Raw genomic sequence first — 25279 nt, 5'->3', positions numbered from 1 at the left:
TAGAAATGCCTGATAAATCAGGCTTTCCACGCTTTCCAGGTGTTGATCAGACCGTTGGTGGAGCAGTCGTGGCTGGTGACAGCCACATCGGTGTTGAGCTCCGGCAGGATCTTGTTGGCCAGCTGTTTGCCCAGCTCCACGCCCCACTGGTCGAAGGAGAAGATGTTCCAGATTGCGCCCTGTACGAAGATCTTGTGCTCGTACATGGCGATCAGGGCACCCAAGGTTTTCGGGGTCAGGCTCTTGAACAGTATGCTGTTGGTCGGGCGGTTGCCTTCGAACACCTTGAACGGCACCAGATCCTTGACCTGCTCCAGGGTTTTACCGGCGGCCAGGAACTCGGCTTCGACCTGTTCTTTGCTTTTGCCGAAGGCCAGCGCTTCGGTCTGGGCGAAGAAGTTGGCCAGCAGTTTCGGATGGTGGTCACCGATCGGGTTGTGGCTGATGGCCGGTGCCAGGAAGTCACAGGGGATCAGCTTGGTGCCTTGGTGGATCAGCTGGTAGAAGGCGTGCTGGCCGTTGGTGCCCGGCTCACCCCAGATGATGGGGCCGGTCTGGTAGTCAACCGGCTTGCCGTTGCGATCCACCTGCTTGCCGTTGGATTCCATGTTGCCCTGCTGGAAGTAGGCAGGGAAGCGGTGCATGTACTGGTCGTACGGCAGAATGGCTTCGGACTCGGCACCATGGAAGTTGTTGTACCACAGTCCGATCAGCGCCAGCAGCACAGGCACGTTCTGCTCATAGGAGGCAGTGGCGAAGTGCATGTCCATCTCGAAGGCGCCTTGCAGCAGGGCTTCGAAGTTTTCGAAACCGACGGACAGGGCGATGGGCATGCCGATGGCAGACCAGGAGGAGTAGCGACCGCCAACCCAGTCCCAGAACTCGAACATGTTGTTGGTGTCGATGCCGAACTCGGCCACGGCCTTGCCATTGGTGGAGAGGGCAGCGAAGTGCTTGGCAACGTGGGCCTTGTCACCGGCGATCTTGATGAACCAGTCGCGGGCGGTCAGGGCGTTGGTCATGGTCTCCTGAGTGGTGAAGGTCTTGGAGGCCACCAGGAACAGGGTGGTTTCCGGATCGATCTTCTTCAGGGTTTCGGCGATGTGGGTGCCATCGACGTTGGAGACGAAGTGCATCTGCAGGTGGTTTTTGTAGGGGCGCAGCGCCTCGGTGATCATCACTGGGCCGAGATCCGAGCCACCGATACCTATGTTGACCACGTGCTGGATCGCCTTGCCGGTGTAGCCTTTCCACTCGCCGGAAATGATCTTCTCGCAGAAGCCCTTCATCTTGGCCAGCACGGCGTTCACTTCCGGCATTACATCCTTGCCGTCGCACTCGATGGGACGGTCGGAGCGGTTGCGCAGGGCCACGTGCAGTACCGAGCGGCCTTCGGTCATGTTGATCTTCTCGCCATTGAACATGGCATCGATCGCGCTGCGAAGATCGGTCTCTTTGGCCAGATCAACCAGCAACTTGAGGGTTTCCTCGGTGATCAGGTTCTTGGAGTAGTCGACCAGAATGTCGCCGCCAAAGGTGAGGGAGAACTTGTCAAAGCGCTTCGGGTCCTGCGCGAACAGATCCTTGAGCCGGGTCTCTTTGTTAGCTGCAAAATGGGCTTCCAGCGCCTGCCAGGCCTGGGTCTGGGTTGGATTGATATTTTTCATAGGATTACCGATCTTCCAAGTTGTGTTTGAACCTTGCAGGCAAGGCTCCCGCCAAACCTTATTATTCGAGCACTCTATCGGGCCCATTATACCGAGCACATAGTGCGGCTCGTGTAACAGAGCTTTACCAATTGTCTGCCATCGACCGAGTTTACAACCAAAACGCTGCGATTATGAGTCACTCATGGCCAGGGGATCTTGAGTTTGCTCATACTTCACCCGGCTTGCGCAGGCTGAAAGGGCTTTCATCTATGGCTGGCTGCGGCTTGCTGCCTGGCAAGTGCGTGTTACAGCTAAAGGGGTATCTGATAGCCGCTTTTCGGCTCATTTTATGAGCAAACGCAAATTGTCGGGGTTGGGCCTTGGCTAGCATATGAGCCGAATGGACGAGATCTCCCAGGGATGGCCACTGTCTGGAATGAGGAGATCGATATGAAACACGTATTATCCCTGTTTGCCCTGAGCCTGATCGCCACCGGTCTCATCGGCCTGTTGACCATGGTGCTGACCAGTGCGGCGCCGACTCTGGAGATACGGGTGCTGGCCGTGATCGGCGCCATACTGGGGGGCTATGTGCTGGTGCAGCCGTTGCTAAACCGGATCGCTCGTCGACTGGTCTGAGGGGACAAGCCGGCCTGCCCGTATGGATGGGCGTGTCGGCCCATGATGATTGCTGAGCAATTTCCGGCCCCGGTGGCCGGATTTTTTATGCCTGCGGTGTGCGCATGAGGCCCAGAAACGACCATGCCAGCCCGGAGGCTGGCATGGTGGCATTCAAATCCAGATTCAGATCTGGGGTTTTTGCATGTGCATGACCATCTGCGGGAAGGGGATCTCGACACCTTCGGCGTCGAAAGTCAGCTTCACCTTCTCGTGAAAGTCGAACCAGACACCCCAGTAATCGGCGGTCTTGACCCAGGGGCGTACCACGATATTGACCGAGGAGTCTGCCAGGGCCGCGACGGCGATGGTAGCGGCAGGATCCTTCAGGATGCGTGGCTCTTCATTCACCAGGCGTTCCAGGATCTGTTTGGCCTTGCGCAGGTCCGAGCCGTAGCCGATGCCGAAGGTCATGTCGACGCGACGGGTATCCATGCGGGAGTAGTTGACTATGGTGCCGTTGAGGATGGCGGAGTTGGGCACCACCACCATCTTGTTGTCACCCGAAGTGAGGGTGGTGGTAAACAGCTGCACCGACTGCACGACGCCCGCAGTGCCCGCCACTTCGATAAACTCGCCCGCCTTGATGGGGCGGAAAATGATCAGCAGGAAGCCGGCGGCGAAGTTGGAGAGCGAGCCTTGCAGCGCCAGACCAATGGCCAGACCGGCGGCACCTATGATGGCGACGAAGGACGCGGTCTGTACCCCGACCCGACCGAGGGCGGCGATCACCACGAACACCAAAATGGTGTACTTGAGGATGCTGCCGACGAAATGAGTGACTGTGGTATCCAGCTTGCGGGCCTGCATCACCTTGACCACTGCGCTGCTGAGGAGGTTGGCGGCGATGTAACCGACCAGTAAGGTGATCAGGGCGGCCGCGATGTTGACGGCATACTCGAGCAGCAGGCCCTGGTTATTGACCAGCCATGTCTGCGCTTCGGTAATGATTTCGGGTTCCATAGGGTGTCCTGTCAGGCAGTAAAGGTTTATGACGCGTGAATCTAACACTGGAATGCGACAATCCGGGTCGTATCTGGTGCTCATCCCCTCTTTTTTGCCACAAAAAACAAGGGAGGCCAAGGCCTCCCTGTTTGTACCACCCCGTCTGGTTCAGCTTTGTAGCAGCTGGCTGCGGATGAATAGCCATTGATCCTCGAAGCCGGCGGTGGGCTTGAGTTTGAACTCGGAGCGAACGCATTGGCCGATCCGCCCCATCTGGTTCAGCTTTGTAGCAGCTGGCTGCGGATGAACAGCCATTGATCCTCGAAGCCGGCGGTGGGCTTGAGTTTGAACTCGGAGCGAACGCATTGGCCGATCCGCCCCGTCTGGTTCAGCTTTGTAGCAGCTGGCTGCGGATGAACAGCCATTGATCCTCGAAGCCGGCGGTGGGCTTGAGTTTGAACTCGGAGCGAACAAACTGGCTGATGCGCCCCTCGGTATAGGCCAGCAGCAGATTGGCCAGCATGGTCTCGTCAAGCTGGAAGCCCTGGCCTTCCCGCAGCCGCTTTTCCCGCAGTACCTGCTTGATCTGGGTCTCCAGCTTGTCGAACAGGATGCTGATGCGATCCCGCAGCCGGTCGTGTTCGCCGAGCAGAGCGTCGCCGTTGAGGATGCGGGTGATGCCGGGGTTGCGCTCGGCGAACACCAGCAGCAGCTGGAGGATGTGATGGCAGCGGGCCATGGTGTCCTTCTCTTCGGCCATGATCAGGTTGACCCGTGACAGCAGGGAATCCTCGATAAAGTCGATCAGCCCCTCGAACATCCGCGCCTTGCTGGGAAAATGTCGATAGAGGGCGGCCTCAGAGACACCCACCTCGGCTGCCAGACGTGCCGTGGTAATACGCTGGCCAGGACTGGTCTCCAGCATATGGGCGAGTGCTTGCAGGATCTGATCGCGCCGACTCTGTTTCTGATTACTGCTTGCCATGGATTCCCCTAAAAAAACAATGGCTTGATTCTATTATTAGGCACGGCCACAAGGGCCTGTGTGGTCTGTTATTGGCGACCAGAAGAACCAAAACCGCCTTCACCCCGTTCACTCTGATTGAACTCATCGACCAGTTGGAAGCTGGCCTGCACCACCGGCATGATCACCAGCTGGGCGATGCGCTCGCCGGGCTGCATGGTGAAGCTGTCGTTGCCACGGTTCCAGACCGAGACCATCAGCTGGCCCTGGTAATCGGAATCGATGAGGCCGACCAGATTGCCCAGCACTATGCCGTGCTTATGGCCGAGGCCGGAACGGGGCAGAATGGTGGCACACAGGCCGGGATCCTGGATATGGATAGCCAGACCGGTCGGTACCAGAATGGTGTCACCCGGCGCCAGAGTGATGGGCGCATCCAGCAGGGCGCGCAGATCCATGCCAGCAGAGCCCGGTGTGGCGTAAGCAGGCAGCGGGTACTCGGTGCCGATGCGGGCATCCAGAATCTTCAATTCAATTTGTGTTGTCATGGATAGTTCGTTTTTCAATGAGTGCTTGTATGGACGCCCAGCATGGCCAATGCAGTCTGTGTCGTCGTGAGTCGTTCGCCTGCCGGGTGCTAGCCCCGGTAGTGACGTGCAATCAGGGCGATGAGGTGACGGGCCAGCGTCAGCTTATCGGCCAGCGGCAGAGGGGCTTGACCCCCTTGCCAGAAGACGGTCAGGGCGTTGTCATCGGCATTGAAGCCCTGGCCTGCGCGGGACACGTCGTTGGCGGCGATCATGTCCAGCCGCTTACGCTGCAGTTTATCGAGGGCGTATTGTTCCACATCCACGGTTTCGGCGGCAAATCCAACGGTGAAGGGCTTGTCTGATAGCGCCCCCACAGCGGCGATGATGTCGGGATTCTTGACCAGGGTCAGCACCATCTGGTCGTTGTCGCCGGTCTTCTTGATCTTCTGGCTGGCCACCTGCTCGGGCCGATAGTCGGCCACGGCGGCACACCCGATGAAGAGATCGCAGTCGGCCACCCGGCTCATCACCGCCTGATGCATCTGCTCGGCGCTCTCCACATCGATTCGTGCTACCCCGCCCGGTGTCGGCAGAGCGACCGGGCCGCTTACCAGCGTCACCTCGGCCCCCGCCTCACGGGCGGCGCGGGCGATGGCGTAACCCATCTTGCCGGAGCTGTGGTTGCTGATGTAGCGCACCGGATCCAGCGGCTCGCGGGTCGGCCCTGCGGTGAGCAGCAGTCTGACGCCCGCCAGCAGCGGCTCGGCGGCCAGTTGCTGGCAGCAGCGCTCAACCAGTTCGAGGGGATCCAGCATACGGCCCGGGCCCACGTCACCACAGGCCTGGCTGCCGGAATCCGGGCCCCACAGCAGGATACCGCGACTGGCCAGGGTCTTGAGATTGGCCTGGGTGGCAGCGTTGAGATACATCTGCTGGTTCATGGCCGGGGCCAGTGCTACCGGTGCCGGTGTCGCCAGACAGAGGGTGGTGAGCAGCTCGTCGGCCATGCCTGCGGCCATGCGGGCCATCAGATTGGCGCTGGCCGGGGCGATCAGCACCAGATCCGCCCACTTGGCCAGTTCGATGTGGCCCATGCCCGCCTCGGCGGCGGGATCCAGCAAGCTGTCGGCCACCGGATGGCCGGAGACGGCCTGCAGGGTCAGCGGGGTGATGAACTCCTTGGCGGAGCGGGTCATCACAACCCGTACCTCGGCTCCCTGATCTTTCAGGCGGCGTACCAGTTCGGCACTCTTGTAGGCGGCGATCCCGCCACTGACACCCAAGAGGATGCGTTTATCGGCCAATCTCATCTGCTGCTTCTCTTCCGGCTCACTCTGACTGGTCGGCTAAGATACCACAGGCAAGGGATGACGACAGAGGCTGACATGGGGGACTTGTGGTCGGGCTCCCGTGATTTTTTGCTATGTTTTCTCTCAATAGGCATGCGGGAGAGACAAATGAGCATCAAGGAGTGGCCAGAGGATGAGCGTCCCCGAGAGAAGCTGTTGCGCCAGGGGCCCGGCGCCTTGTCCGATGCCGAGTTGCTGGCGATCTTCCTGCGCACCGGCGTCAACGGGCTGAGCGCGGTGGATCTCTCGCGCCAGCTGTTGCAGCAGTTTGGATCCTTGCGGGCGCTGCTCGGGGCCGATCAGTCGGCCTTCTGCGATGCTCATGGGCTGGGTCCGGCCAAATACGCCCAGCTGCAGGCGGTGCTGGAGATGGGCAAGCGCCATCTGGCCGAGCAGTTGCAACGGGGCGATGCTCTCACCTCGCCCCAGTTGACCCGGGATTATCTGCAGGCCCAGCTGCGGGATCGGCCGCGCGAAGTGTTCGCCTTGTTGCTCCTGGACAACCAGCACAGAGTGATTCAATTCGTTGAACTTTTTTACGGAACCCTCGACTCGGCGAGCGTCTGGCCCAGAGAAATCGTGCAGATCGCGCTCAAACATAATGCAGCCGCCGTGATTCTGGCGCATAATCACCCGTCCGGCGTGGCCGAGCCCAGTCGGGCCGACCGCCAGATCACGGATCGGATCTTGGCCGCCTTGGCCCTGATCGATATCAGAGTGCTGGATCACTTGGTGATCGGTGATGGCATCACGGTTTCTTTCGCAGAGCGTGGTTGGTTGTAACTGGGCTCTGGCACTGTATTAGTTGATCTTTGATCACGGATGCTGTATAAAATGCCGCCTTCTGTTTGCCCCGCAATCGAAGGCCAGCGGGGCAGATATTTGCTCGAGCAATAATGAAGTAAGATTTGGAGAGACTGACATGTCTAGAGTATGCCAAGTAACCGGCAAGCGCCCGGCAGTTGGTAACAACCGTTCGCACGCTAACAACGCGACCAAGCGTCGTTTCCTGCCGAACCTGCACACTCACCGTTTTTGGGTTGAGAGTGAAAAACGCTTCGTAAGCCTGCGCGTATCCGCAAAAGGCATGCGTATCATCGACAAGCGCGGCGTTGAAGTGGTTCTGGCTGAACTGCGTGCCAGCGGCGTTAAGGTATAAGGAATTAGATCATGGCTAAAGGTATTCGCGATAAGATTCGTCTGAACTCCAGCGCCGGTACTGGTCACTTCTATACCACTACCAAGAACAAGCGCACCATGCCCGAAAAAATGGAGATCAAGAAATTTGATCCCGTTATTCGTCAGCATGTGATCTACAAAGAAGGCAAAATCAAGTAATCTCTTGGTTTTGTCGCAAAAACCCGGCCTTGTGCCGGGTTTTTTTATGGCTGGAATTCAGTACACTGCCGGTTCTAAGGGGGGCTTGCCATGTTCAGATTGAGCCGAAAAGGCTGGAATAACGTGATCATAGTGGCCGTGCTGGCGGTGATCACCCTGCTGCACCGGCTGGAGACAGCCCAGCAGGAGAACAGCGCCCAGCGCGCCCGTCCCCTGTTGCCGGACAGTGCCGTCGTGCTCACCTGGCAGGGACCGAGCTGGCAGATCGAGCGCATTGGTCAGGGCTGGCGCAGCGGGCCGGATCTTGGGCTCAGCAGTGCCCAGCTGGCCGCTCACATCGAAAGCTGGCAGGGGTGGTTGTTGCCACCGGGTGGCGCAGTGCGGGGCACGCCTGTCACCCTCAAGATATGGATCGCCGGTCAGAGCGACCCGATTGAAGTGGGGCTCTATCAGGACAGCGGCAAGTTTGCCGCCCTGCTATCCCCTTCGACCTGGCTCAGCCTGAGCCAGGAGCAGTACCGCAGTCTGCTGCGTCCCGCTCCCTAACCCCTTTTTCAGCGTCAGCACGAGGATCCTATGCCTGAATTACCGGAAGTCGAAGTCAGCCGCCAGGGCATCTCCCCCTGGCTCACCGGCATCAAGGTCACTCGCGTCGTGGTGCGGGATGGTCGGCTGCGCTGGCCGGTGCCGGGCGAAATTCAGGAGCTGGTGGATCTCACCATTCACAGGGTCAGCCGCCGCGCCAAGTATCTGCTGCTGGAGACCGACTTCGGCACCGCCATCCTGCATCTGGGCATGTCGGGCAGCCTGCGGGTGCTGGATATCGGCACCCCGGCCGAGAAGCACGATCACGTGGATATAGAACTCGCCAACGGCAAGCTGTTGCGACTCAATGATCCGCGCCGCTTCGGCGCCCTGCTGTGGACCCGTGAACCGGCCGAGGCGCACGCCCTGCTGGTCAAGCTGGGACCGGAGCCGCTGACCGATGCCTTCAACGCCGACTACCTGCAGGCGCGTGCCAAGGGGCGCAGCACCGCCATCAAGACCTTCCTGATGGACAATCAGGTGGTGGTCGGGGTGGGCAACATCTACGCCAACGAGGCGCTCTATGCCGCCGGCATTCATCCCAAGCGGGCAGCGGGCAACATCAGTGCCGAGCGACTGGCGACTCTGGTGGCCGAGATCAAGCGGGTGCTGGCCGAGGCCATCAAGCAGGGCGGCACTACCCTCAAGGATTTCACCAGCGCCGATGGCAAACCGGGCTATTTCGTGCAGCAGTTGCAGGTCTATGGGCGAGGTGGCCAGCCCTGTTTTCATTGCCACATCCTGCTCAGTGAAATCCGGCTGGGGCAGAGAACCACGGTGTTTTGCTCCCACTGCCAGCGCTGAATGGCCGTTATTTCGGTCTGAAACGGCCAAGTTGTAAGAGAGTATTTCCAGTCTGTTGAAGATTTGCGCGCCCGTCACTAGTATCTCGACCGTTCAGGCAGTTTGAGAATATAAAATGACAGCTAAATCAATAGACTGGGACCATTTATCCCGGCAGGGGCACTATTGTGCCCAAAAAATGGCCCGCTTCCTCTATCCCGATGACAGCGCCCGCAAGACCTTCAATCGCGCCAAGTTCGTGTTGCGCAGCCTGCTCTATCGGCAGCAGCTGAGCCGGGTGTTCGAGCTGTTTCAGGCCGAACCCCTCAAAGCTCTGCCTGCCCACTATCCCGAGCTGCTCGACAAGCCGATGCGGCCCTATCGTTTTGCCGGCTCTACCGCGACCGAACGGGTCGAGATGCTGGAAAACCACTACCGGCTGCTGCTGGCCCGTTATCCTGCACTGATCGATCCACTCTATCTGGGGGAAGGCATAGCGCTCGGTCACTATCCCGAGAGCGAGTGCCGCATCGTGCTGCGTCATGATGGCACCTTTCGCCGCGAGGCGGAGCTGGCGCTTTCCATTGTCGATCGGCAGGGCAAGCGTCTCTACAGCTGTGCCTTCTCGATGGCGGGCACTCCCAGCAAGCTGGCCCTGGTGATTGGTTCTGTGCAGGGGCCCGAGCCTTGCGTCGAGCAGGCGCAGGACAAGGTGCGGGCGCTGACCAAGGAAGGCCAGGGTCTGAGGCCCAAATCACTGGTGGTGATGCTGGTGATGCAGCTGGCCGAAGCGATGGGCGCCGAGCATATTTCGGCGGTGCGAATGAAGGCGCACATCTATCAGGCCAGGCGCTACAGCAAGAAGAAGAAAGCCTGTCTGCAGGCAGATTATGACGAACTGTGGCAGGAGTTTGGTGCCATCGATCAGGATGAAAACTTCGTGCGGTTGCAGCCTGCCCAGCGCAAGCCGCTGGAGGAGATCGCCTCCAAGAAGCGGGCCATGTACCGGCGTCGCTACGCGTGGCTCGACACGTTGGCGCTCTCCTGCCAGCAGGTGCTGGCTCGCTAGGCAGGCTGACGACCAATGCCGGCGGGATGAATGTGCTCCTCAAGAAACAGGCTACCTTCGGGTAGCCTGTTTTTGATCACTTGCCTTGTTTGGCGGCGATGGCCTTGGCGACGATCGGATCGACAAACTGGCGTATGTCCCCCCCGTGCAGGGCGACTTCCTTTACCAGGGTGGAGGAGATGAAGGAGTTCTCCTCCGCCGGGGTGAGGAAGACGCTCTCCAGCTCCGGCATCAGGCGGCGGTTCATGTTGGCCAGCTGGAATTCGTATTCAAAGTCGGAGACGGCGCGCAGGCCGCGGATCAGCACGTTGGCCTGCTGCTCTTTGGCGAAATCCACCAGCAGGCCGGAGAAGCCCACCACCTTGACGTTGGGCAGGTGGGCGGTCACTTGCTGGGCAAGCAGGACACGTTCTGCCAGATCGAACAGCGGGCGCTTGCTCGGGCTGTTGGCGACGCCGACCACCACTTCATCAAACAGTCTGGCGGCCCGGCCAATGAGGTCGGTGTGGCCATTGGTGATGGGGTCGAAGGTGCCGGGATAAATTACCTTGTTGGTCATGTTGTTGATTCCTGCAACCTGGGAATTTGGTCGCATTATAGGGTCTGTTGGCGTTTTGTCGCGACCGGGATGGGGTGAGTGCCGGGGCGAGGCGCTAAGTTTGGTCGTTCAAATCGCTGTCGCCTGGCGTCTTCGCTTGAGAATAGCCCTGCATCAGGCAAGAATACCCGCACCGCGCATCAAGCCTCCTTGCATTGGTGACAGGGAGCAAAGGGATTTTTTATGAAACGTATTCTGGTAGTACGCAATGACAAGATTGGTGACTTCATGCTGGCCTGGCCGAGCTTTGCCATGCTCAAGCACTCCATGGAGTGTCATGTGACTGCCCTGGTTCCTGCCTACACGGCGCCGTTGGCCCGCCTCTGTCCCTGGATCGACGAAATCATCCTGGATCCGGGTTCACGGGCCGACAAGGAACAGCAACGTGCCTTGCAGGCGCGCATCAAGGCGGCCGCCTTCGATGCCTCCATCTGCCTCTTCTCCAACTCTCGCAACGCCATGCTGGTGTGGAAGGCGCACATCCCTTACCGGCTGGCCCCTGCCACCAAGCTGGCCCAGGTGCTCTACAACCAGCGCCTGATCCAGCGCCGCTCCCGCTCCCAGAAGCCGGAGTACGAATACAACCTGGATCTGGTGCGCCGTTTCCTTGCCGACCAGCAGGTGAGCGCGGTGGAGCCGCAGGGCCCTTACCTCAGCTTCGATGCCGAGAACCTGCAACAGGTGCGCGAGCAGGTTGCCACCCGCTTGAAGCTGGATGCCAGCCGCCCTTGGCTGATGGTGCATGCCGGCAGCGGCGGCTCGGCCAACAACCTCTCCATCGAGCAGTACGCCCGTCTCATCATCAAGCTCAATCAGGCCTGCCCTGAGTTGCAGTGCATACTGACGGCGGGGCCGGGGGAGGAGAAGATCGCCGAACAGCTGGCGGCCGAGTTGCTGGCCCACGGCGGTAACGGCTGGATCTACCGTTCCGACGAGGGGCTGCCCAAGTTCTGCCAGGTGATGGCCAATGCCGCCCTGTTCGTGGCGGGCAGCACGGGGCCGCTGCACATAGCCGCGGCGCTGGATGTGCCTACCATAGGCTTCTTCCCGGCGCACCGCTCGGCCACGCCGCTGCGCTGGCGTCCGCTCAACAGCGAGGGGCGCCACCTGGCGTTCAGCCCGCCGGAAGACAGCGATCATCCGGAAGACATGAGCCAGCTCGATCCCAAAACCATGGCGGCGGCGATCGCCCGCTGGGCACCACCCTTCTGGCGGACAGAGAGCTGATAGATGCAGACAGGGCCCCTCGGGGCCCTGTCTCGTATGGGGGACTGCTGGCGGCTTACTTGTCAGCCTGATCCGGCGCCTGCGGCTGCTGGCGGATCCAGAGGTCGGCGTACTTCACGAAGGTGGAGTGGGCCGATAGGATGGCCAGCAAGAGCCCCTGTTTGCCATCGAGGAAACCCGCCTTGAGCAGGTACATCTTGAGGAAGCAACCCAGCGCATGCACCAGCCCCTGGCTGAGGGAGCCCTTCTTGCCACGGGCGGTGCGTTGATCGGCCCAAGCGCGGGCATAGCCAGCGGATTTGACCAGGTAGTGCTCCAGATCCCGATAGGTGAAGTGGAGCAGGTCGCCGTGCAGGTTGACGATCTTCATGTTGGCGCGCACCTCCACCTTCTCGTGCACCAGCACCTCGTTGTAGCTGGTGAGCGCTTTGGGGTAGAGGCGCAGCACCCGATCCGGATACCAGCCGCTGTGACGGATGAAGCGGCCAAACACCCAGGAGAGGCGCGGGATCGAGTAGATGGTATCGCTGGCCGGGTTGGCCATGACGGTGGCGATGGCCGCTTTCAGCTCGGGAGTGAGCCGCTCGTCGGCATCCAGCCACAGCACCCACTCTGACTGGACATGGGACTGGGCGAGGCGGCGCTGGCGACCGAAGCCCGGCCATACCGGGTTGACGAAGAAGCGGGCGCCGAATTCGGCGGCGATGGCAGGGGTTTCGTCCTGGCTGCCTGAGTCCATGATGACGATCTCGTCCACCAGGCCATCGAGGGAGGCGAGGCAGGCTCTCAGGTTTTCGGCTTCATTCTTGACGATCAGGACGGCCGCCAGGGTCGGTTTTTTCACGGATTAAGGGCTCTTGTTGGCGCCCGGCTGGCGGGCCATGCTCGAATTGGCGCCCATTCTAGCCTAAAACGGCAGGCGGGGCATGGTTCCGGCGCCTATGGTGCGTCAGTTTCAAATGGCTTCTTTTTTGGCATGAGAGCGGGTGGTACGGGGATCTTCTGTTATTTCTCGGGCCATTCTTGGGGCATAATCTCGGCCAGCAACGATTAACCGCAGGGCTTGGCCCCAAGAGACGCGTGAGATGAAGATATTGGTGATCGGCCCCTCCTGGGTCGGCGACATGGTGATGTCCCAGAGCCTCTACAAGGCGATCAAGGCCAATCACCCCGACAGCGAGTTGCATGTGATGGCGCCCGCCTGGTGTGGCGCCCTGCTGGAGCGGATGCCCGAGGTGGACAAGGCGATCCCCATGCCGCTCGGCCACGGCGACTTCAAGCTGAGCGCCCGTCGTCGGCTCGGCAAGCAGCTGGCGGCGGAGAAGTACGATCAGGCCATCATACAGCCGAACTCCATGAAGTCGGCGTTGATCCCCTGGTTTGCCAGGATCCCGGTACGCACCGGCTGGAAGGGGGAGCACCGCTTCGGCCTGCTCAACGACATGCGCAGCAACAAGTCCGCCTTCCCGCTGATGGTAGAAGCCTATCTGGCGCTGGCCTATCCCAAGGCGCAGATGAAGAGCCGGGCCGACATTCCCGCCATTCCTCATCCGTCGCTCAACGTCGATCTCATCAATCAGGGCAAGGCGCTGGATCGGCTCGGTCTGGATCGCGCCCGCCCCGTGCTGGTGCTCTGCCCGGGGGCCGAGTTCGGCCCGGCCAAGCGCTGGCCGGAAGGGCACTACGCCGTGGTGGCGCAGAAGCATCTGGATGAGGGCTGGCAGGTGTGGATCTTCGGCTCCGGCAAGGATGTGCCCGTGGCCAACACCATTCGCGACCGGATCAATCCCCTGTCGCGCCCCAACTGCCACGTGCTGGCGGGCAAGACCAGCCTGTACGAGGCGATCGACCTGATGGCGCTGGCTGGACGGGTCATCGCCAACGACTCCGGCCTGATGCATATAGCTGCCGCCCTCAACCGGCCGCTGATCGGGGTCTATGGCTCCACCTCGCCGCTCTACACGCCGCCGCTGGCGGACAGGGTCGAGATCGTCCACACCGACATCGAGTGCCGCCCCTGCTTCAAGCGCACCTGCAAGTTCGGTCACCTCAAGTGCCTGATCGAGCTGATGCCGGAGCAGGTGATAGAGGCGGGCAGGCGACTGGAGTGCGGCGAATCGCCGGCTCAACCGATCGTGCTGCAAGTGGGTGAGCCGCCGCGCTTCGTCTCCGATCCTGGCAAGCGATCGGAGCCGAAATAGCATGGGCTATCGGCTGCTCTACAACCTGCTGATCCACCTGGGCTTGCCGCTGGCGCTACTGGCGCTCTACAAGCCGAGGAAGGGCAAGCCCGGCTTTGGCGCACGCTGGGCCGAGCATCTGGGGCGAACGCCCGCCAGCGGGCAGGAGGCGCCGCTCTGGATCCATGCAGTGAGTGTCGGCGAGACGCTGGCCATCACGCCCCTTATCCGGGCCCTCAAGGCCGAGCGGCCGGACTTGCCGATCCTGCTCACCACCACCACTCGCACCGGCGCCGAACAGGCGGCCAGACTCGGCGATCTGGTGGTGCATCGCTACGCGCCGCTCGACTACCCCTGGGCGGTGGCCGCCTTCCTCAAGCGCATCAAGCCGCGCGCCCTCTGGGTGATGGAGACAGAGCTGTGGCCGAACTGGCTGGCGGCCTGCGAGGCGCGCCACCTGCCGGTGACCATCATCAATGCCCGCCTCTCGGAGCGCTCCTGCCAGCGCTATGCCCGTTTCCAGGGGGCGTTTGATGCCCTCAGCCGGCCGCTGACCCACTTGCTGTGCCAGCATCAGGACGACGCCGACCGTTTCGCCCGTCTTGGCATCGGTCGCAAGCGGCTGGCGGTGACCGGCTCCATCAAGTTCGATATCCAGTTTGGTGACGAGGTGCAGGCCAGAGGGCGTGCCCTGCGCCAGCGTCTGGGACAGGACAGGCCGATCTGGATCGCCGCCAGCACCCATCAGGGGGAGGACGAGCAGGTGCTGGCCGCCTTCGATCTGCTGCTCATACGCCATCCCGACGCGCTGTTGATCCTGGTGCCGCGTCATCCCGAGCGGTTCGACCGGGTGGCCGAGCTGTGCGCGCCCTATGGTTGTGTGCGGCGCACCGGCGACGCCCCGATCCACGAGACGGACAAGGTCTATCTCGGCGATACCATGGGTGAGTTGCCGCTGATGCTGGCGGCGGCCGATGTGGCCTTTGTCGGTGGCAGTCTGGTCAAGATCGGCGGTCACAACCTGCTGGAGCCAGCGGCGCTCGGCAAGCCCTGTCTGACCGGCCCCGCCTACTTCAATTTCAGCGACATCACCCGCCAGCTGGTGGCTCAGGGGGGCGCTGCCATCGTGGCCGATGCCGCCGCATTGGGCGAGCAGGTGAGCCAGTTGTTCGATGATGTGAACGCCTGTCGCGAGATGGGGGAGCAGGCCTGTGCCGTGGTGCTGCGCAATCAGGGGGCGCTGGCACGCACCCTGTCTCACTGCCTCGCCAGCCTGGAAAACGACTGAATCCGGGCGGATGGGCACGAAAAAACGGAGCGCATGGCGCTCCGTTTTTGTTTGTCGTGGGGCTCTTGGTCAGCGCACGATCAGGCCAAGCAGTATGCCCACCACACCGAAGTCGGCATCGCTGAAGGTGGTGTTGGCAAAGCCGAGATCCCCCAGTACCGGCAGCAGGAACACCGGCAGGAAGGTGATCAGCAGGCCGTTGGCGAAGGCGCCAAGCAGGGCACCGCGACGACCGCCAGTGGCGTTGCCGAACACCCCGGCCGCCGCGCCGACGAAGAAGTGCGGCACTACGCCCGGGATGATGACGGTCAGTCCCAGCAGGTAGAGCAGTACCATGCCCACCAGACCGGCGGTGAAGCTCGACAGGAAGCCGATCAGCACCGCATTGGGGGCGTAGGGGAAGACGATGGGGCAGTCGAGTGCCGGTTTGGCGTTCGGTACCAGCTTGTCGGAGATCCCCTTGAAGGCCGGCACGATTTCGGCGATGACCATTCGCACCCCCTGCAGGATGACGTAGACGCCGGCGGCGAAGGTGATGGACTGCATCAGGGAGAACATGAACCAGTGCTTGCCCTTGGCGACGCTGGCGACGAACTCGGGGCCCGCGAAGGCAGAGGTGATGAGGAAGATGATGCCCATGGTAAAGGAGATGGCCACCGGGGTATCGCGCAGGAACAGCAGGCTCTTTGGCACCTGCACCTCTTCACTGCTGTGGGCCTTGTTGCCGAACTTGGCGCCGATCCAGCCGGCCAGCACGTAGGAGATGGTGGAGAAGTGACCGAGCGCCACTTCGTCGGAGCCGGTGATCTGCTTCATGTAGGGGTGGGCGAGGGCCGGGAACAGCACCATGGTGACGCCGACCACCAGGCTGCCGACCGCGATCAGCGGTATGCCGCTCATGCCGCCAGCGGAGAGGATGGCTGCCACCATCATGGACATGAAGAGGGTGTGGTGACCGGTCAGGAAGATGAATTTCCACGGGGTGAGGCGGGCGATCAGTATGTTCACCAGCATGGCGAAGAACATGATCATCGCCATCTCCTTGCCGAACGACTGCTGGGCGATGGAGACGATGGCCTCGTTGTTGGGAACCACCCCCTTGATGCCGAAGGCGTGCTGGAAGATGGTGGCAAAATCGCCGAGGGAGTTCACCACCAGGGTGGCACCGGCCCCCAGGATGACGAAGCCCATGATGGTCTTGACCGTGCCCTTGATGCACTCGGTCACCGGTTTCTTCTGGGCAATCAAACCGATGAGCGCGATCAGGCCGACCAGCACGGCCGGCTCCGACAGCACGTCAAACATCAGAAAATTGAAAAATTCCATGGTCAGCTCCAAGCAGATGGAAGAGGCGGCCCGCAGGCCGCATGGTGGATCCTTAGAGTGCGCCCAGTTCGCGCAGGGCGATGGAGAGCTTCTCTTTCATGGCGGCCTTGTCGACCATGTTGTCCAGCGACACCAGCCGGCCGTTGACCCCCATGCTGACGAGCTGCTCGGCGATGTCGCGGGTGGCCACGAACATCTCGGCGGTTTCACTGCCGGCGGAGGCGAGATCCCTGTGATCCACCTCGGCAGTGACTGCCAGCTCCTTGAGGATGCTCTTGATGCTCATCTCCATCATCAGGCTGGTGCCCAGGCCGTGTCCGCATACAACCAGAATTTTCATCGTCTCTTCCTCTGTCGGGCGCAGGGCGCCGCTCAGTAACGCGCCAGAATGCGCAAAATGTCGTCTTTGGTGTCGGCCGCCATGATGGCCGCCACGTCCTCTTCGTTCATGAACAGCTCGGCCAGCTGGGCGATGGTCTCCACGTGGGAGTTGCTGTCGCTGGCGGCCAAGGTGATCAGCAGCCGGACCGGGTCATTGCCCTCGGAGCCGAAGTTGACCCCGGTTTTCAGCACTGTCAGCCCCAGGCCGAGGCGGTTGACCCCGTCTTCCGGGCGAGCGTGGGGCATGGCCAGGCCAGGGCCCAGCACGTAGTAAGGGCCGAGCTCTTCGTGTGAGCGAAACAGCGCGGCCACATAGGAGGGCTCTATGGTGCCGTTGGCCAGCAGGGGAGCGGTGGCGAGCTCGATGGCATGACGCCAGTCGCGGGCACCCGCTTCGATGGAAATGACCTCTTCGGTCAGCAATTGAGTCAGCATGGCAATGTCCGGCTGGATGAGATGGCGCCAATCTAGCGATCTTGTCCCGTGATAACTGTGAGCGCGATCTCGAAAGTTAGCGCTACCAGATAGCGCTAACATCGAACTGTGATAGCGCTATCATTTATGCCATGAATGGGATTCATCTTGCCCCGCCATGCGCTCAAAGGGGGTAAAATCCGGTTTGAGCAAATAGTCAGTGCTGCACTTTTGCCTTAAAGTGAGCACCCGTATGTCGAGGAAGGGAAGGGATGTCAGAAGCGAAGAAGCGCCGTAGCACGGGTCGGGTGACCCTCAACGATGTGGCCCAGCTGGCCGGCGTGGGGGCCATGACGGTGTCGCGTGCCCTGCGTACCCCCGCGCTGGTGTCAGACAAGATGCGCGAGCGCATCGAGGCGGCGGTGGATGAACTCGGCTATATCCCCAACCGGGCTGCGGGGGCGCTCGCCTCCGCCACCTCCCAGACCATAGTGGTGATCGTGCCTAGCCTGACCGAGCGCGGTTGCGGCGACATGATCGCCGGGCTGCAGCAGACCCTGCTCGATGAGGGCTACCAGATCATGCTGGGGGATGCCCATCACCTCAAGCAGCAGGAGGAGAGTCTGCTGACCAGCTTCTTGCAGCACAACCCGGCTGCCGTGGTGCTGTTTGGCGGCGATCCCGGCGAGACCATTCGCACCCGCCTGCAGGCGGCCCGCCTGCCAGTGGTGGAGGTGGGGGCCATGGCACGTCAACCCATCGACATGAATGTCGGCGTCTCCAACTTCGATGCCGGCTATCAGCTGACCCGCCATCTCATCGAGCGCGGTTATCGCAACATAGGTTTTCTCTGCGCCCGCCAGGAGCAGTGGATGCTGCAACAGCGCATGCAGGGCTGGCAGAAGGCGCTGCTGGACAACTACCTTTCCCCCGATGCCATCATCAACACCTCTGAGCTGCCGAGTTTCAGCACGGGGGCGGCCATGCTGGGGGAATTTTTGTTGCGCTGGCCTGAGCTGGATGCGCTGGTGTGCGTCAACGACGAGCTGGCGGCCGGGGTGCTGTTCGAATGCCAGCGTCGCCACCTGAGCGTGCCGGGCAAGCTCGCCATCGCCGGATTCGACGATCTGGACGTGGCGCGCGCCTGTTATCCGGCGCTCACCTCGGTCCGGATCCCCTATCGCCAAATGGGGCAGGAGGCGGCCGAGCTTATCCTGCGCCAGCTGGCTGGCGACCCCGTCATGGGCACGGCCCTGACCCTGGATTTTCAACTGCAGAAGCGTCAAAGCAGCTGATCCCGTTTCACACTCATCAAAGAGGCAACCATGTTCAAGGCTCTGTTACTGGAAAACCAAGACGGCACGACCACAGCGACCCTGACCCAGCTGGCCGAGAGCCAGCTGCCGGCCGGCGAGGTGCGGGTGGCGGTGAGCTACAGCTCCCTCAACTACAAGGACGGGCTGGCCATCACCGGCAAGGGCAAGATAGTGCGCCAGTGGCCGCTGGTGCCCGGCATCGACTTCGCCGGTACCGTGCTGGAATCGGCGGACGACCGCTATCAGCCGGGCGACAAGGTAGTGCTGACCGGCTGGGGCGTGGGGGAAGGACACTGGGGCGGCATGGCCGAGCAGGCGCGGGTCAAGGCCGACTGGCTGGTGCCGCTGCCGGCCGGGCTGGATGAACGCCAGGCCATGTGCATCGGCACCGCCGGCCTCACCGCCATGCTCTGCATGCTGGCACTGGAAGAGGCGGGCGTCACCCCACAGAGCGGCGAGATCCTGGTGACGGGCGCCGCGGGTGGGGTGGGCTCTACTGCCGTGGCCCTGCTGGCCGCGCTGGGTTATCAGGTGGCGGCCCTGACCGGCCGTCCCGAGGAGCAGGGAGCCATGCTGACCGCGCTAGGTGCCGGCCGCATAATGCCGCGCAGCGAACTGCTGGTGCCCGCCAAACCGCTGGAGAAGCAGCTGTGGGCCGGGGCGGTCGACACAGTCGGCAGCCAGGTGCTGGCCAAGCTGCTGGCCCAGATGAACTACGGTGGCGCCGTGGCCGCCTGCGGCTTGGCGGGCGGCTTCGATCTGCCGACCAGCGTCATGCCCTTCATCCTGCGCAACGTGCGGTTGCAGGGGGTCGATTCGGTGATGTGCCCGCTGGCGCGCCGTCAACTGGCGTGGCAGCGACTGGCGCGGGATCTGCCCGCCAGTTTCTTCGCACAGGCGGTCGCCGAGATCGGGCTGGAGCAGGTGGTGGAAGCAGCCGAAGCCATCACGCAAGGCCGGATCGCGGGTCGCACCCTGGTCAAACTTTGATCCTGCCTTGACTGGCGAGCCCCATTTTTCTGGATAGACTTTGAGTGCGGGTGCACTATCCAAGGAGAATGAGCATGGGTGGACACAAGCCGGATTACGATCTCGATGACGATTGGGAGCCGGAATCCTGGGAAGAAGAGCTGGATGAATGGGAAGACGAGAGCTGGCAGGATGATGACCCTCTCGACGACCAGTAATCCGCGTATTGAATACACAGGCGGGCCTCGGGCCCGCCTGTTTTTTTGGGCGGCTCACAGGAATGGGGACGAGCGCTTGGTCGGCGGCATCAGGCTGGCTAGAATGAACTGCCCAAACGACACTCAAGGATGATTATGCGACTCTCTGTCATAGTGTTTGCCGCCCTGCTGGGAGGCTGTGCCTCCCACTCGGATGATCCGTGCGAGAAGGTGTGGAGCGAGGTGGGGGAGGCGGATGGCAAGCTGGGCTTCACCACTGAGCGGGTCGAGTTTCACCAGACGCAGTGCGGCAAGAAGGTGGATGCCGAGCTGTGGAAGCAGGGACACCAGAAGGGACTGGCCTGGTATTGCCGGCCGGAGCACCTCTATCTGGCTGGCCGATCTGGCGGCGAATATCGTGGCGTCTGTCCCAACGACATACAGGCGCGCAGATTGTTCGAACAGGGGCGCCAGGGCTGGACCGATCAATAGCCTGCCGCGCGGATGACCTGCCTTACTCTTCTTTCAACCGCAGCGGCTGACACAGATAGCTCTTGTCATTGGCGCTGCGGGCGCACTTGCCACAGACAAACTTGGGTTTGCGCACTATCTTGCGCAGGGTCTTGAGATCGGTCGGGATCTCGCTGCGACGCCATTCACACAGGGTCTTGTTGCCCATACCGACTACCTCGACAACTCAGTGGGGGCTAGTGTAATCAATTTTCATTTCGAACACAGCAATACGGCCACCCCGGGGTGGCCGTATTGCTTGCCTGTGTCGATTACTGGTAGAGGAACTTGGTGAAGATCAGCTCGCGCACCGCCTTCTTGCCGGTCTCTTTCACCAGCAGCTCGTTGACCCGGGTCTGGCACTCCTTGCGCAGCTCCTCGCGGTTTACCAGCGACTTGATTTGCTCGCCCGTCTTGCTGCCCATCAGGCGTATGATGGCGTCGCGAATGAGCGGGTCGTGCTGCTCCAGCAGCTTGAGATCGGCTTCGTTTTCGGCCATCAGCTCTACCGTAACCCGGATATAGCCGAGGGTTTTGCCATCGCTCAGATAGTTGGTGATGATGTCGGGATCGAGGGCGTGGTAGAAGAAACCGGGCTTGGCAGCCGCCTCTGCTCCTTCGGCGGGGGCAGCCTCCCCTTCGGATGACGCCTGCACGTGCAGGACGCCACAGCTCAGCAACAACACCAGCAGAATTTTGAAGATCTTCATATAGATGGCTCATCAGCGGCAGATACCCCATTTTTGATGTTGCCATCGGGGCCGTCAAGCACGGATGTTCTTACAATTCTCGATTGATTTACGGATAATAAACCGGATTTTAACCTGATAACGGAAATCTCCGGATGGTGAAGCTGTGAAGTCCGAGTTGACTGTTCCTCTTGTCCAGCTTGTCCCGTGGCAGGCTCCCGCAGAGTGCGAGCCGCCAGAGGCACTGCGGCCCTGGTTGCTGGAGACCGACTCCATGACCCAGCGCCTGCGTCGCCACAATCGCCACTTCTCGCTGCAACTGCTTGGCAATCGCAGCGTCTTGTTTGGCGTCGATGAGCAGCAGCTGGTGGCCGCCGAGCAACCCCAGGGGCTGTGCCGCGAGGTGATACTGCACGGCGATCGGGGGCCGGCCGTGCTGGGCTGGACCCTGTTTGCCGAAGCCGCCCTGCAAGAGAGCGGGCTGCACGAGCTGGGTGAGCAGCCTTTGGGCGAGCGTATCTTCGGTGACGAGCCCGCTCGGCGTGACCATCTGCAATTGGCCTGTTTCGAGATTGCGAGCAATCCCTGGTGCCCGGCCGCCATCGTTTGGGGACGTCGTTCCCGTCTGTTTCTGGGGCAATGGCCACTGCTGGTCCATGAACTCTTCTTGCCCTCGCTGTCATCGAATAAGGAGCCGGAGTGAATTTGTTAACCAAGGAGCGGGGACTGGCCTACGTGCAGTTGGCCCGCATCGACAAGCCCATCGGTACCCTGCTGCTGCTGTGGCCGACCCTGTGGGCGCTCTGGCTGGCGGCCGATGGCCTGCCGGATCTCTGGACCCTGCTGGTGTTCGTGGTGGGAGTGTTTCTGATGCGCTCCGCCGGTTGTGTCATCAACGACTATGCGGATCGCAACTTCGACGGTCACGTGAAGCGTACCGCCGGCCGACCGCTACCCATGGGCAAGGTCAAGCCTCGGGAGGTGCTGATGCTGTTCGCCGTGCTGGCGCTCATCTCGTTCGCCCTGGTGCTGACCATGAATCCGCTCACCATAGGCCTGTCGTTCGCGGCCCTGCTGCTGGCGGTCTGCTACCCCTTCATGAAGCGCTACATTCCGATCCCGCAGCTGGTGCTCGGCATGGCCTTCTCCTGGTCAATTCCCATGGCCTATGCGGCCCAGGCCAACGCCTTGCCACTGGTGGCCTGGCTGGTGTTTCTCGCCAACCTGCTGTGGACCATCGCCTATGACACCCAGTACGCCATGGTAGACAGGGACGATGACCTCAGGCTCGGCCTCAAGTCCAGTGCCATCCTGTTCGGTCGCCATGACAAGCGGATCATCGGCGCGCTGCAACTGGCCACCCTGCTGATCCTGCTGGCGGTGGGTCAACTGAGCGGGCTGGGCTCCAGCTACTACTGGTCGCTGCTGGCGGCAGCGGCGCTGTTTGTCTACCAGCAGCGGCTGATCCGGGAGCGGCAGCGGGAGGCCTGCTTCCAGGCCTTCCTCAACAACAACTATGTGGGGGCGCTGGTGTTTGCTGGGGTCGCGCTCAACTACCTGTGAGCCAGCCGCGCTGACACGGGCCGCCCGGGACGCTCACTATTCGAGAGGCAGGGGAAACCCTGCTGCCATGAAAAAGGCCGCATGCTGCGGCCTTTTTATTGCTCTGTGTTTGGCTCTTCCCAGGGTCAGAGCCGGTTGCCCGCTTGTATGGTGCGGCGGATCTTGTTGCTCAGCAGCGGCACTATGTTGTCGGCCAGCGCCTGGAAGCGGCCCAGATCCGGTTTGCACTCGGGAGAGAGGTAACCCTCCTTGCGCAGGGTGTGGATCAGGGTGCTGAACAGCTTCTGGTCGAAGAATTCGGGGGCATTGATGCCGTGCAGGGTGCCGAGGCGCTCCGCCATCATCAGGCCGTCCGCCTCCAGCTGCTCCGCCTCGATATGGGGCTGGGCCAGCACCCGGGTCAGCACGATGGCGTAGCGCTGCAGCGTCTCCTGAATGCTCTCGGCCAGCAGCAGCAGGCGCATCTGGTTGCCCGGATTGACCCAGTAGCCACCGTCGCGGGCCTCGATCAGCTGCTGACGTTGCAGTTCGGCCAGCAGAGCATCGACCAGCTCCGGCAGCTCGTCCTCTTCGTAGCGCAGGAACAGCTCCGTCTTGAGCAGCGGGTAGATGTCGACGCAACGGGCGACTATCTCGCTGCGTGAGATCCCCTCGCAACGCTCGATCAGCGCCGCCACCAGAGAGGGCAGGGCGAACAGATGGAGTATGTTGTTGCGGTAGTAGGTCAGCAGGATCGCCTGATAACGGTCCAGGCTGATGATCTGGCCCAGCTTGTCCTCGCTCACCTCGAACTTGTTGAGCTCCATCGCCTGATCCAGCAGAGTTTTGGCATCCTCGTCCGGGATGGTGCTCTGCGGGCTGTAGGGCACCTGCTTGAGCAGATCCAGATAGGTGTTGATCTGGGCCTGCAGTTCGTCGCGGGTTAGGGCGTGGCGCTCGGCGGCCAGCAGTGCCAGAGAGCTCAGGGTCAGGCCATTGACGGCGGCGGCATCGTTGATGCGGGTCATCAGCAGCTCGGCCAGCTGGTTGACGGTGGGCGCCATCCACTCTGGGCGATCCTCCTGACCTATGTCGGCCTTCCACGCCGGCACATGCTCATTGAGGTAGCTGTTGAGGGTCAGCGGCTCGCCGAAGTTGACGAAGCCCCGGCCATAGTTGCGCAGCTTGCGCAGTATGCCGAGCACCTGCAGGAAGCTCTCCTTCTCCTTGCGGCTGCCCTTGAGCTCGTTGTGGTAGGTATTCACCTCCATCACGTGTTCGTAGCCCAGATAGACGGGCACCAGGGTAACCGGTCTGTCCAGCCCGCGCATCATGGCCTGCAGTGTCATGGCCAGCATGCCGGTCTTGGGTGGTAGCAGGCGGCCGGTACGGGAGCGGCCCCCTTCGGTGAAGAACTCCACCGAATAGCCCTTGGCAAACAGCAGGTTCAGGTATTCGCGAAAGACGGTGCTGTAGAGCGGGTTGCCCTTGAAAGTGCGGCGGATGAAGAAGGCGCCGCCGTGACGAAAGAGCGGGCCCGCCGGCCAGAAGTTGAGGTTGATGCCCGCCGCTATGTGGGGCGGCACCATCCCCTGGTGGTAGATGACGTAGGAGAGCAGCAGGTAGTCCATGTGGCTGCGATGGCAGGGCACATAGACGATCTCGTGCCCTTCCTGTGCCAGCTGGCGCACCTTCTCGGCGCCGTTGACCGACAGGCCGCGGTAGAGCTTGTTCCATAGCCAGCCGAGGAAGCTCTCGCCAAGACGGATCAACCGGTAGGAGAAGTCGGAGGCGATCTCGTCCATGTAGCCGTGGGCGCGTTTCTGCGCCTTTTCCAGGCTGATGCCGTCGCGCTGCGCCTCTTCCTCGATCGCCTGCTGGATTACGTTCGAATCGAGCAACTGCCTGAACAGCAGGTTGCGGTTTGGCAGTTTCGGGCCGGTGGCCGCCAGCTGCTGGCGGCTGAAGTGGGTGCGTGCCACCCGCGCCAGCTTGTGGGCGATAGCCTCGTCGGTGCCGTGCTTGTCAGCCATGTGACGCAGGGAGAGCGGCGGGGAGAAGCGCACCAGATTCTCGCGACCCTTGAGGATTACGATCAGTGCCTTCTTGAGGCGGTTCGGTGCCAGGCTGCTGATGATGTTCCAGCCGGAGGCTTCCTCGCCTTCCCGGCCGGGCGCGCGGCCCCAGAACAGAGTGACGGGCACCACCTGGATGTCCAGCGCCAGATCCTGCTTGTGCAGATCCAGCAGCTGGTGGAACTCCTGCAGGAAGGGCAGCGGTTTGCTGCGCTTGCCAAACAGGGGAGGCGGACGGTCCAGACAGACATAGCGCGGCAGCAACTGGCCGTTCAGCTCCAGCGGCGTGAAGGGGCCGGGCAGGCCGAGATCCTCGCAGCACTGCTGCAGTGTCATCAGATCGGTGATCGAGCTGGTTTTCAGGGCGTAGACGATGGGTCTTGCCGGATCCAGCTTGAGCTCGGTGATGGGATTTTCCGGCAGGCTTTTGTGATTGACCAAGCCACTGACCGGCCATTGCAAGATGGCTCTGGAAATCTTCTGTCCAAGGGACATGTGCGTCTGCTCTCCGAAAAAATGCGGCGTGAGCATAGCAAATCACCGGCGGCTTGTCGCCGAGAGGTACGATGAGTCGAGTGCGCCGGATCAAAACAACGGCAAATGAGCGCCGGGCAATGACAAATGTCAGCTGCGCCTTGCCTTGACCACAGCACTGTATATACTGCCAGTGTGCTGTA

29 protein-coding genes and 1 pseudogene are annotated in these 25279 nt (G+C 61.6%); 16 read left to right on the top strand and 14 right to left on the bottom strand.

Features of this window, described 5'->3' with window-relative positions; translation table 11 throughout:
* Positions 1 to 17: 17 nt before the first annotated feature.
* Positions 18 to 1667: a glucose-6-phosphate isomerase gene (gene pgi / locus ACW5XD_RS22055; protein WP_456496736.1), complete on the bottom strand. Its 1650-nt coding sequence runs from the start codon at positions 1665 to 1667 to the stop codon at positions 18 to 20.
* A 432-nt stretch (positions 1668 to 2099) separates the two neighbouring features.
* Between pgi and ACW5XD_RS22050 the strand changes: the two genes are divergently transcribed.
* A complete protein-coding gene (locus ACW5XD_RS22050) occupies positions 2100 to 2288 on the top strand; it encodes a holin (protein WP_456496735.1) in 189 nt (62 codons plus the stop codon).
* A 165-nt stretch (positions 2289 to 2453) separates the two neighbouring features.
* On the opposite strand, the gene ACW5XD_RS22045 is transcribed toward ACW5XD_RS22050, so the two are convergent.
* From ACW5XD_RS22045 to coaBC, 5 genes and pseudogenes are all read right to left on the bottom strand, one after another.
* Positions 2454 to 3290: a mechanosensitive ion channel domain-containing protein gene (locus ACW5XD_RS22045; protein ID WP_456496734.1), complete on the bottom strand. Its 837-nt coding sequence runs from the start codon at positions 3288 to 3290 to the stop codon at positions 2454 to 2456.
* Between the two features lie 150 nt (positions 3291 to 3440).
* Positions 3441 to 3542 (bottom strand): annotated as a pseudogene (locus tag ACW5XD_RS22040) (nucleoid occlusion factor SlmA); the annotation flags it as partial.
* A gap of 118 nt (positions 3543 to 3660) precedes the next feature.
* A complete protein-coding gene (slmA, locus tag ACW5XD_RS22035; protein WP_005321293.1) occupies positions 3661 to 4257 on the bottom strand; it encodes a nucleoid occlusion factor SlmA in 597 nt (198 codons plus the stop codon).
* A 68-nt stretch (positions 4258 to 4325) separates the two neighbouring features.
* On the bottom strand, positions 4326 to 4784 hold the full coding sequence (gene dut, locus ACW5XD_RS22030) for a dUTP diphosphatase (RefSeq protein ID WP_005321291.1): 459 nt from the start codon (positions 4782 to 4784) through the stop codon (positions 4326 to 4328).
* Between the two features lie 89 nt (positions 4785 to 4873).
* The gene (coaBC, locus tag ACW5XD_RS22025; protein WP_456496733.1) at positions 4874 to 6076 is read right to left on the bottom strand and encodes a bifunctional phosphopantothenoylcysteine decarboxylase/phosphopantothenate--cysteine ligase CoaBC; all 1203 of its coding nucleotides are present in this window, start codon (positions 6074 to 6076) and stop codon (positions 4874 to 4876) included.
* Between the two features lie 147 nt (positions 6077 to 6223).
* Between coaBC and radC the strand changes: the two genes are divergently transcribed.
* The 6 genes from radC to ACW5XD_RS21995 all read left to right on the top strand — a co-directional run bounded on the left by radC (position 6224) and on the right by ACW5XD_RS21995 (position 9890).
* Positions 6224 to 6898 carry a RadC family protein gene (radC, locus tag ACW5XD_RS22020; protein WP_290042846.1) on the top strand — a complete coding sequence of 225 codons (675 nt, stop codon included), beginning with the start codon at positions 6224 to 6226 and terminating at the stop codon, positions 6896 to 6898.
* A gap of 139 nt (positions 6899 to 7037) precedes the next feature.
* Positions 7038 to 7274: a 50S ribosomal protein L28 gene (gene rpmB, locus ACW5XD_RS22015; RefSeq protein WP_005307492.1), complete on the top strand. Its 237-nt coding sequence runs from the start codon at positions 7038 to 7040 to the stop codon at positions 7272 to 7274.
* 11 nt (positions 7275 to 7285) lie between these two features.
* Complete coding sequence (rpmG, locus tag ACW5XD_RS22010; RefSeq protein ID WP_005323752.1) at positions 7286 to 7453, top strand: 50S ribosomal protein L33; 168 nt, start codon at positions 7286 to 7288, stop codon at positions 7451 to 7453.
* A gap of 90 nt (positions 7454 to 7543) precedes the next feature.
* On the top strand, positions 7544 to 7999 hold the full coding sequence (locus ACW5XD_RS22005; protein WP_456496732.1) for a hypothetical protein: 456 nt from the start codon (positions 7544 to 7546) through the stop codon (positions 7997 to 7999).
* 30 nt (positions 8000 to 8029) lie between these two features.
* The gene (gene mutM, locus ACW5XD_RS22000) at positions 8030 to 8842 is read left to right on the top strand and encodes a bifunctional DNA-formamidopyrimidine glycosylase/DNA-(apurinic or apyrimidinic site) lyase (protein WP_456496731.1); all 813 of its coding nucleotides are present in this window, start codon (positions 8030 to 8032) and stop codon (positions 8840 to 8842) included.
* A gap of 178 nt (positions 8843 to 9020) precedes the next feature.
* Positions 9021 to 9890 (top strand): VirK/YbjX family protein, encoded by an 870-nt coding sequence (locus ACW5XD_RS21995; RefSeq protein WP_456496730.1) that lies wholly within the window; start codon positions 9021 to 9023, stop codon positions 9888 to 9890.
* A 76-nt stretch (positions 9891 to 9966) separates the two neighbouring features.
* Here the strand turns inward: ACW5XD_RS21995 and coaD are convergent, their stop codons facing one another.
* Positions 9967 to 10449, bottom strand: coding sequence for a pantetheine-phosphate adenylyltransferase (gene coaD / locus ACW5XD_RS21990; RefSeq protein WP_043555919.1), 483 nt, complete (start codon positions 10447 to 10449; stop codon positions 9967 to 9969).
* 222 nt (positions 10450 to 10671) lie between these two features.
* Here coaD and ACW5XD_RS21985 point away from each other — a divergent pair, with 222 nt between their 5' ends.
* Entirely contained in the window at positions 10672 to 11715 is a 1044-nt protein-coding gene (locus tag ACW5XD_RS21985; RefSeq protein ID WP_456496729.1) for a glycosyltransferase family 9 protein, read from the top strand.
* 55 nt (positions 11716 to 11770) lie between these two features.
* Here the strand turns inward: ACW5XD_RS21985 and ACW5XD_RS21980 are convergent, their stop codons facing one another.
* Entirely contained in the window at positions 11771 to 12559 is a 789-nt protein-coding gene (locus tag ACW5XD_RS21980) for a glycosyltransferase family 2 protein (RefSeq protein ID WP_456496728.1), read from the bottom strand.
* 241 nt (positions 12560 to 12800) lie between these two features.
* Here ACW5XD_RS21980 and waaF point away from each other — a divergent pair, with 241 nt between their 5' ends.
* Positions 12801 to 13916: a lipopolysaccharide heptosyltransferase II gene (waaF, locus tag ACW5XD_RS21975; protein ID WP_456496727.1), complete on the top strand. Its 1116-nt coding sequence runs from the start codon at positions 12801 to 12803 to the stop codon at positions 13914 to 13916.
* A gap of 1 nt (position 13917) precedes the next feature.
* Positions 13918 to 15183, top strand: a complete 1266-nt coding sequence (gene waaA / locus ACW5XD_RS21970) for a lipid IV(A) 3-deoxy-D-manno-octulosonic acid transferase (protein ID WP_456496726.1) — start codon at positions 13918 to 13920, stop codon at positions 15181 to 15183.
* Between the two features lie 69 nt (positions 15184 to 15252).
* Here the strand turns inward: waaA and ACW5XD_RS21965 are convergent, their stop codons facing one another.
* From ACW5XD_RS21965 to ACW5XD_RS21955, 3 genes are read right to left on the bottom strand one after another with little or no spacing between them, the layout of a single operon-like run.
* Positions 15253 to 16509 (bottom strand): PTS ascorbate transporter subunit IIC, encoded by a 1257-nt coding sequence (locus ACW5XD_RS21965; RefSeq protein WP_456496725.1) that lies wholly within the window; start codon positions 16507 to 16509, stop codon positions 15253 to 15255.
* A 52-nt stretch (positions 16510 to 16561) separates the two neighbouring features.
* Positions 16562 to 16849, bottom strand: a complete 288-nt coding sequence (locus ACW5XD_RS21960) for a PTS sugar transporter subunit IIB (RefSeq protein WP_456496724.1) — start codon at positions 16847 to 16849, stop codon at positions 16562 to 16564.
* Between the two features lie 32 nt (positions 16850 to 16881).
* Positions 16882 to 17325 carry a PTS sugar transporter subunit IIA gene (locus ACW5XD_RS21955; protein ID WP_456496723.1) on the bottom strand — a complete coding sequence of 148 codons (444 nt, stop codon included), beginning with the start codon at positions 17323 to 17325 and terminating at the stop codon, positions 16882 to 16884.
* 251 nt (positions 17326 to 17576) lie between these two features.
* Here ACW5XD_RS21955 and ACW5XD_RS21950 point away from each other — a divergent pair, with 251 nt between their 5' ends.
* The 4 genes from ACW5XD_RS21950 (at position 17577) to ACW5XD_RS21935 (ending at position 20278) form a co-directional block, all read left to right on the top strand.
* The gene (locus ACW5XD_RS21950) at positions 17577 to 18599 is read left to right on the top strand and encodes a LacI family DNA-binding transcriptional regulator (protein WP_456496722.1); all 1023 of its coding nucleotides are present in this window, start codon (positions 17577 to 17579) and stop codon (positions 18597 to 18599) included.
* A gap of 30 nt (positions 18600 to 18629) precedes the next feature.
* Positions 18630 to 19610 carry an acrylyl-CoA reductase (NADPH) gene (gene acuI / locus ACW5XD_RS21945; protein ID WP_456496721.1) on the top strand — a complete coding sequence of 327 codons (981 nt, stop codon included), beginning with the start codon at positions 18630 to 18632 and terminating at the stop codon, positions 19608 to 19610.
* 74 nt (positions 19611 to 19684) lie between these two features.
* Positions 19685 to 19807: a hypothetical protein gene (locus ACW5XD_RS21940; protein ID WP_016349017.1), complete on the top strand. Its 123-nt coding sequence runs from the start codon at positions 19685 to 19687 to the stop codon at positions 19805 to 19807.
* A 135-nt stretch (positions 19808 to 19942) separates the two neighbouring features.
* A complete protein-coding gene (locus ACW5XD_RS21935) occupies positions 19943 to 20278 on the top strand; it encodes a DUF2799 domain-containing protein (RefSeq protein WP_180344095.1) in 336 nt (111 codons plus the stop codon).
* A 22-nt stretch (positions 20279 to 20300) separates the two neighbouring features.
* On the opposite strand, the gene ACW5XD_RS21930 is transcribed toward ACW5XD_RS21935, so the two are convergent.
* Positions 20301 to 20465 carry a hypothetical protein gene (locus ACW5XD_RS21930; RefSeq protein ID WP_005321246.1) on the bottom strand — a complete coding sequence of 55 codons (165 nt, stop codon included), beginning with the start codon at positions 20463 to 20465 and terminating at the stop codon, positions 20301 to 20303.
* 103 nt (positions 20466 to 20568) lie between these two features.
* On the bottom strand, positions 20569 to 21006 hold the full coding sequence (locus ACW5XD_RS21925) for a flagellar basal body-associated FliL family protein (protein WP_456496720.1): 438 nt from the start codon (positions 21004 to 21006) through the stop codon (positions 20569 to 20571).
* A gap of 145 nt (positions 21007 to 21151) precedes the next feature.
* On the opposite strand from ACW5XD_RS21925, the gene ACW5XD_RS21920 reads away from it, so the two are divergent.
* A complete protein-coding gene (locus ACW5XD_RS21920) occupies positions 21152 to 21688 on the top strand; it encodes a chorismate--pyruvate lyase family protein (RefSeq protein ID WP_456496719.1) in 537 nt (178 codons plus the stop codon).
* Positions 21685 to 22548 (top strand): 4-hydroxybenzoate octaprenyltransferase, encoded by an 864-nt coding sequence (ubiA, locus tag ACW5XD_RS21915; protein WP_456496718.1) that lies wholly within the window; start codon positions 21685 to 21687, stop codon positions 22546 to 22548. The genes ACW5XD_RS21920 and ubiA overlap by 4 nt, the downstream gene beginning before the upstream one ends.
* Before the next feature lie 125 nt (positions 22549 to 22673).
* Here the strand turns inward: ubiA and plsB are convergent, their stop codons facing one another.
* A complete protein-coding gene (plsB, locus tag ACW5XD_RS21910; protein ID WP_456496717.1) occupies positions 22674 to 25097 on the bottom strand; it encodes a glycerol-3-phosphate 1-O-acyltransferase PlsB in 2424 nt (807 codons plus the stop codon).
* Positions 25098 to 25279 lie beyond the last annotated feature (182 nt).

The organism is Aeromonas enterica (assembly GCF_054052465.1).
The sequence above is the reverse complement of the archived record's forward strand: the minus strand, read 5'-3'. Positions and strand labels throughout refer to the sequence as shown.

Coding starts and splice junctions, on each gene's coding strand:
- mutM (WP_456496731.1), top strand. CDS start 8,030: ATGCCTGAATTACCGGAAGTCGAAGTCAGCCGCCAGGGCATCTCCCCC.
- rpmG (WP_005323752.1), top strand. CDS start 7,286: ATGGCTAAAGGTATTCGCGATAAGATTCGTCTGAACTCCAGCGCCGGT.
- ACW5XD_RS22005 (WP_456496732.1), top strand. CDS start 7,544: ATGTTCAGATTGAGCCGAAAAGGCTGGAATAACGTGATCATAGTGGCC.
- ACW5XD_RS21940 (WP_016349017.1), top strand. CDS start 19,685: ATGGGTGGACACAAGCCGGATTACGATCTCGATGACGATTGGGAGCCG.
- ACW5XD_RS21955 (WP_456496723.1), bottom strand. CDS start 17,325: ATGCTGACTCAATTGCTGACCGAAGAGGTCATTTCCATCGAAGCGGGT.
- radC (WP_290042846.1), top strand. CDS start 6,224: ATGAGCATCAAGGAGTGGCCAGAGGATGAGCGTCCCCGAGAGAAGCTG.
- dut (WP_005321291.1), bottom strand. CDS start 4,784: ATGACAACACAAATTGAATTGAAGATTCTGGATGCCCGCATCGGCACC.
- plsB (WP_456496717.1), bottom strand. CDS start 25,097: ATGTCCCTTGGACAGAAGATTTCCAGAGCCATCTTGCAATGGCCGGTC.
- coaD (WP_043555919.1), bottom strand. CDS start 10,449: ATGACCAACAAGGTAATTTATCCCGGCACCTTCGACCCCATCACCAAT.
- ACW5XD_RS21935 (WP_180344095.1), top strand. CDS start 19,943: ATGCGACTCTCTGTCATAGTGTTTGCCGCCCTGCTGGGAGGCTGTGCC.
- ACW5XD_RS21925 (WP_456496720.1), bottom strand. CDS start 21,006: ATGAAGATCTTCAAAATTCTGCTGGTGTTGTTGCTGAGCTGTGGCGTC.
- rpmB (WP_005307492.1), top strand. CDS start 7,038: ATGTCTAGAGTATGCCAAGTAACCGGCAAGCGCCCGGCAGTTGGTAAC.
- ACW5XD_RS21965 (WP_456496725.1), bottom strand. CDS start 16,509: ATGGAATTTTTCAATTTTCTGATGTTTGACGTGCTGTCGGAGCCGGCC.
- ACW5XD_RS21995 (WP_456496730.1), top strand. CDS start 9,021: ATGGCCCGCTTCCTCTATCCCGATGACAGCGCCCGCAAGACCTTCAAT.
- pgi (WP_456496736.1), bottom strand. CDS start 1,667: ATGAAAAATATCAATCCAACCCAGACCCAGGCCTGGCAGGCGCTGGAA.
- acuI (WP_456496721.1), top strand. CDS start 18,630: ATGTTCAAGGCTCTGTTACTGGAAAACCAAGACGGCACGACCACAGCG.
- ACW5XD_RS21985 (WP_456496729.1), top strand. CDS start 10,672: ATGAAACGTATTCTGGTAGTACGCAATGACAAGATTGGTGACTTCATG.
- ACW5XD_RS21930 (WP_005321246.1), bottom strand. CDS start 20,465: ATGGGCAACAAGACCCTGTGTGAATGGCGTCGCAGCGAGATCCCGACC.
- waaF (WP_456496727.1), top strand. CDS start 12,801: ATGAAGATATTGGTGATCGGCCCCTCCTGGGTCGGCGACATGGTGATG.
- ACW5XD_RS21960 (WP_456496724.1), bottom strand. CDS start 16,849: ATGAAAATTCTGGTTGTATGCGGACACGGCCTGGGCACCAGCCTGATG.
- ACW5XD_RS22050 (WP_456496735.1), top strand. CDS start 2,100: ATGAAACACGTATTATCCCTGTTTGCCCTGAGCCTGATCGCCACCGGT.
- ACW5XD_RS22045 (WP_456496734.1), bottom strand. CDS start 3,290: ATGGAACCCGAAATCATTACCGAAGCGCAGACATGGCTGGTCAATAAC.
- waaA (WP_456496726.1), top strand. CDS start 13,918: ATGGGCTATCGGCTGCTCTACAACCTGCTGATCCACCTGGGCTTGCCG.
- ACW5XD_RS21950 (WP_456496722.1), top strand. CDS start 17,577: ATGTCAGAAGCGAAGAAGCGCCGTAGCACGGGTCGGGTGACCCTCAAC.
- slmA (WP_005321293.1), bottom strand. CDS start 4,257: ATGGCAAGCAGTAATCAGAAACAGAGTCGGCGCGATCAGATCCTGCAA.
- coaBC (WP_456496733.1), bottom strand. CDS start 6,076: ATGAGATTGGCCGATAAACGCATCCTCTTGGGTGTCAGTGGCGGGATC.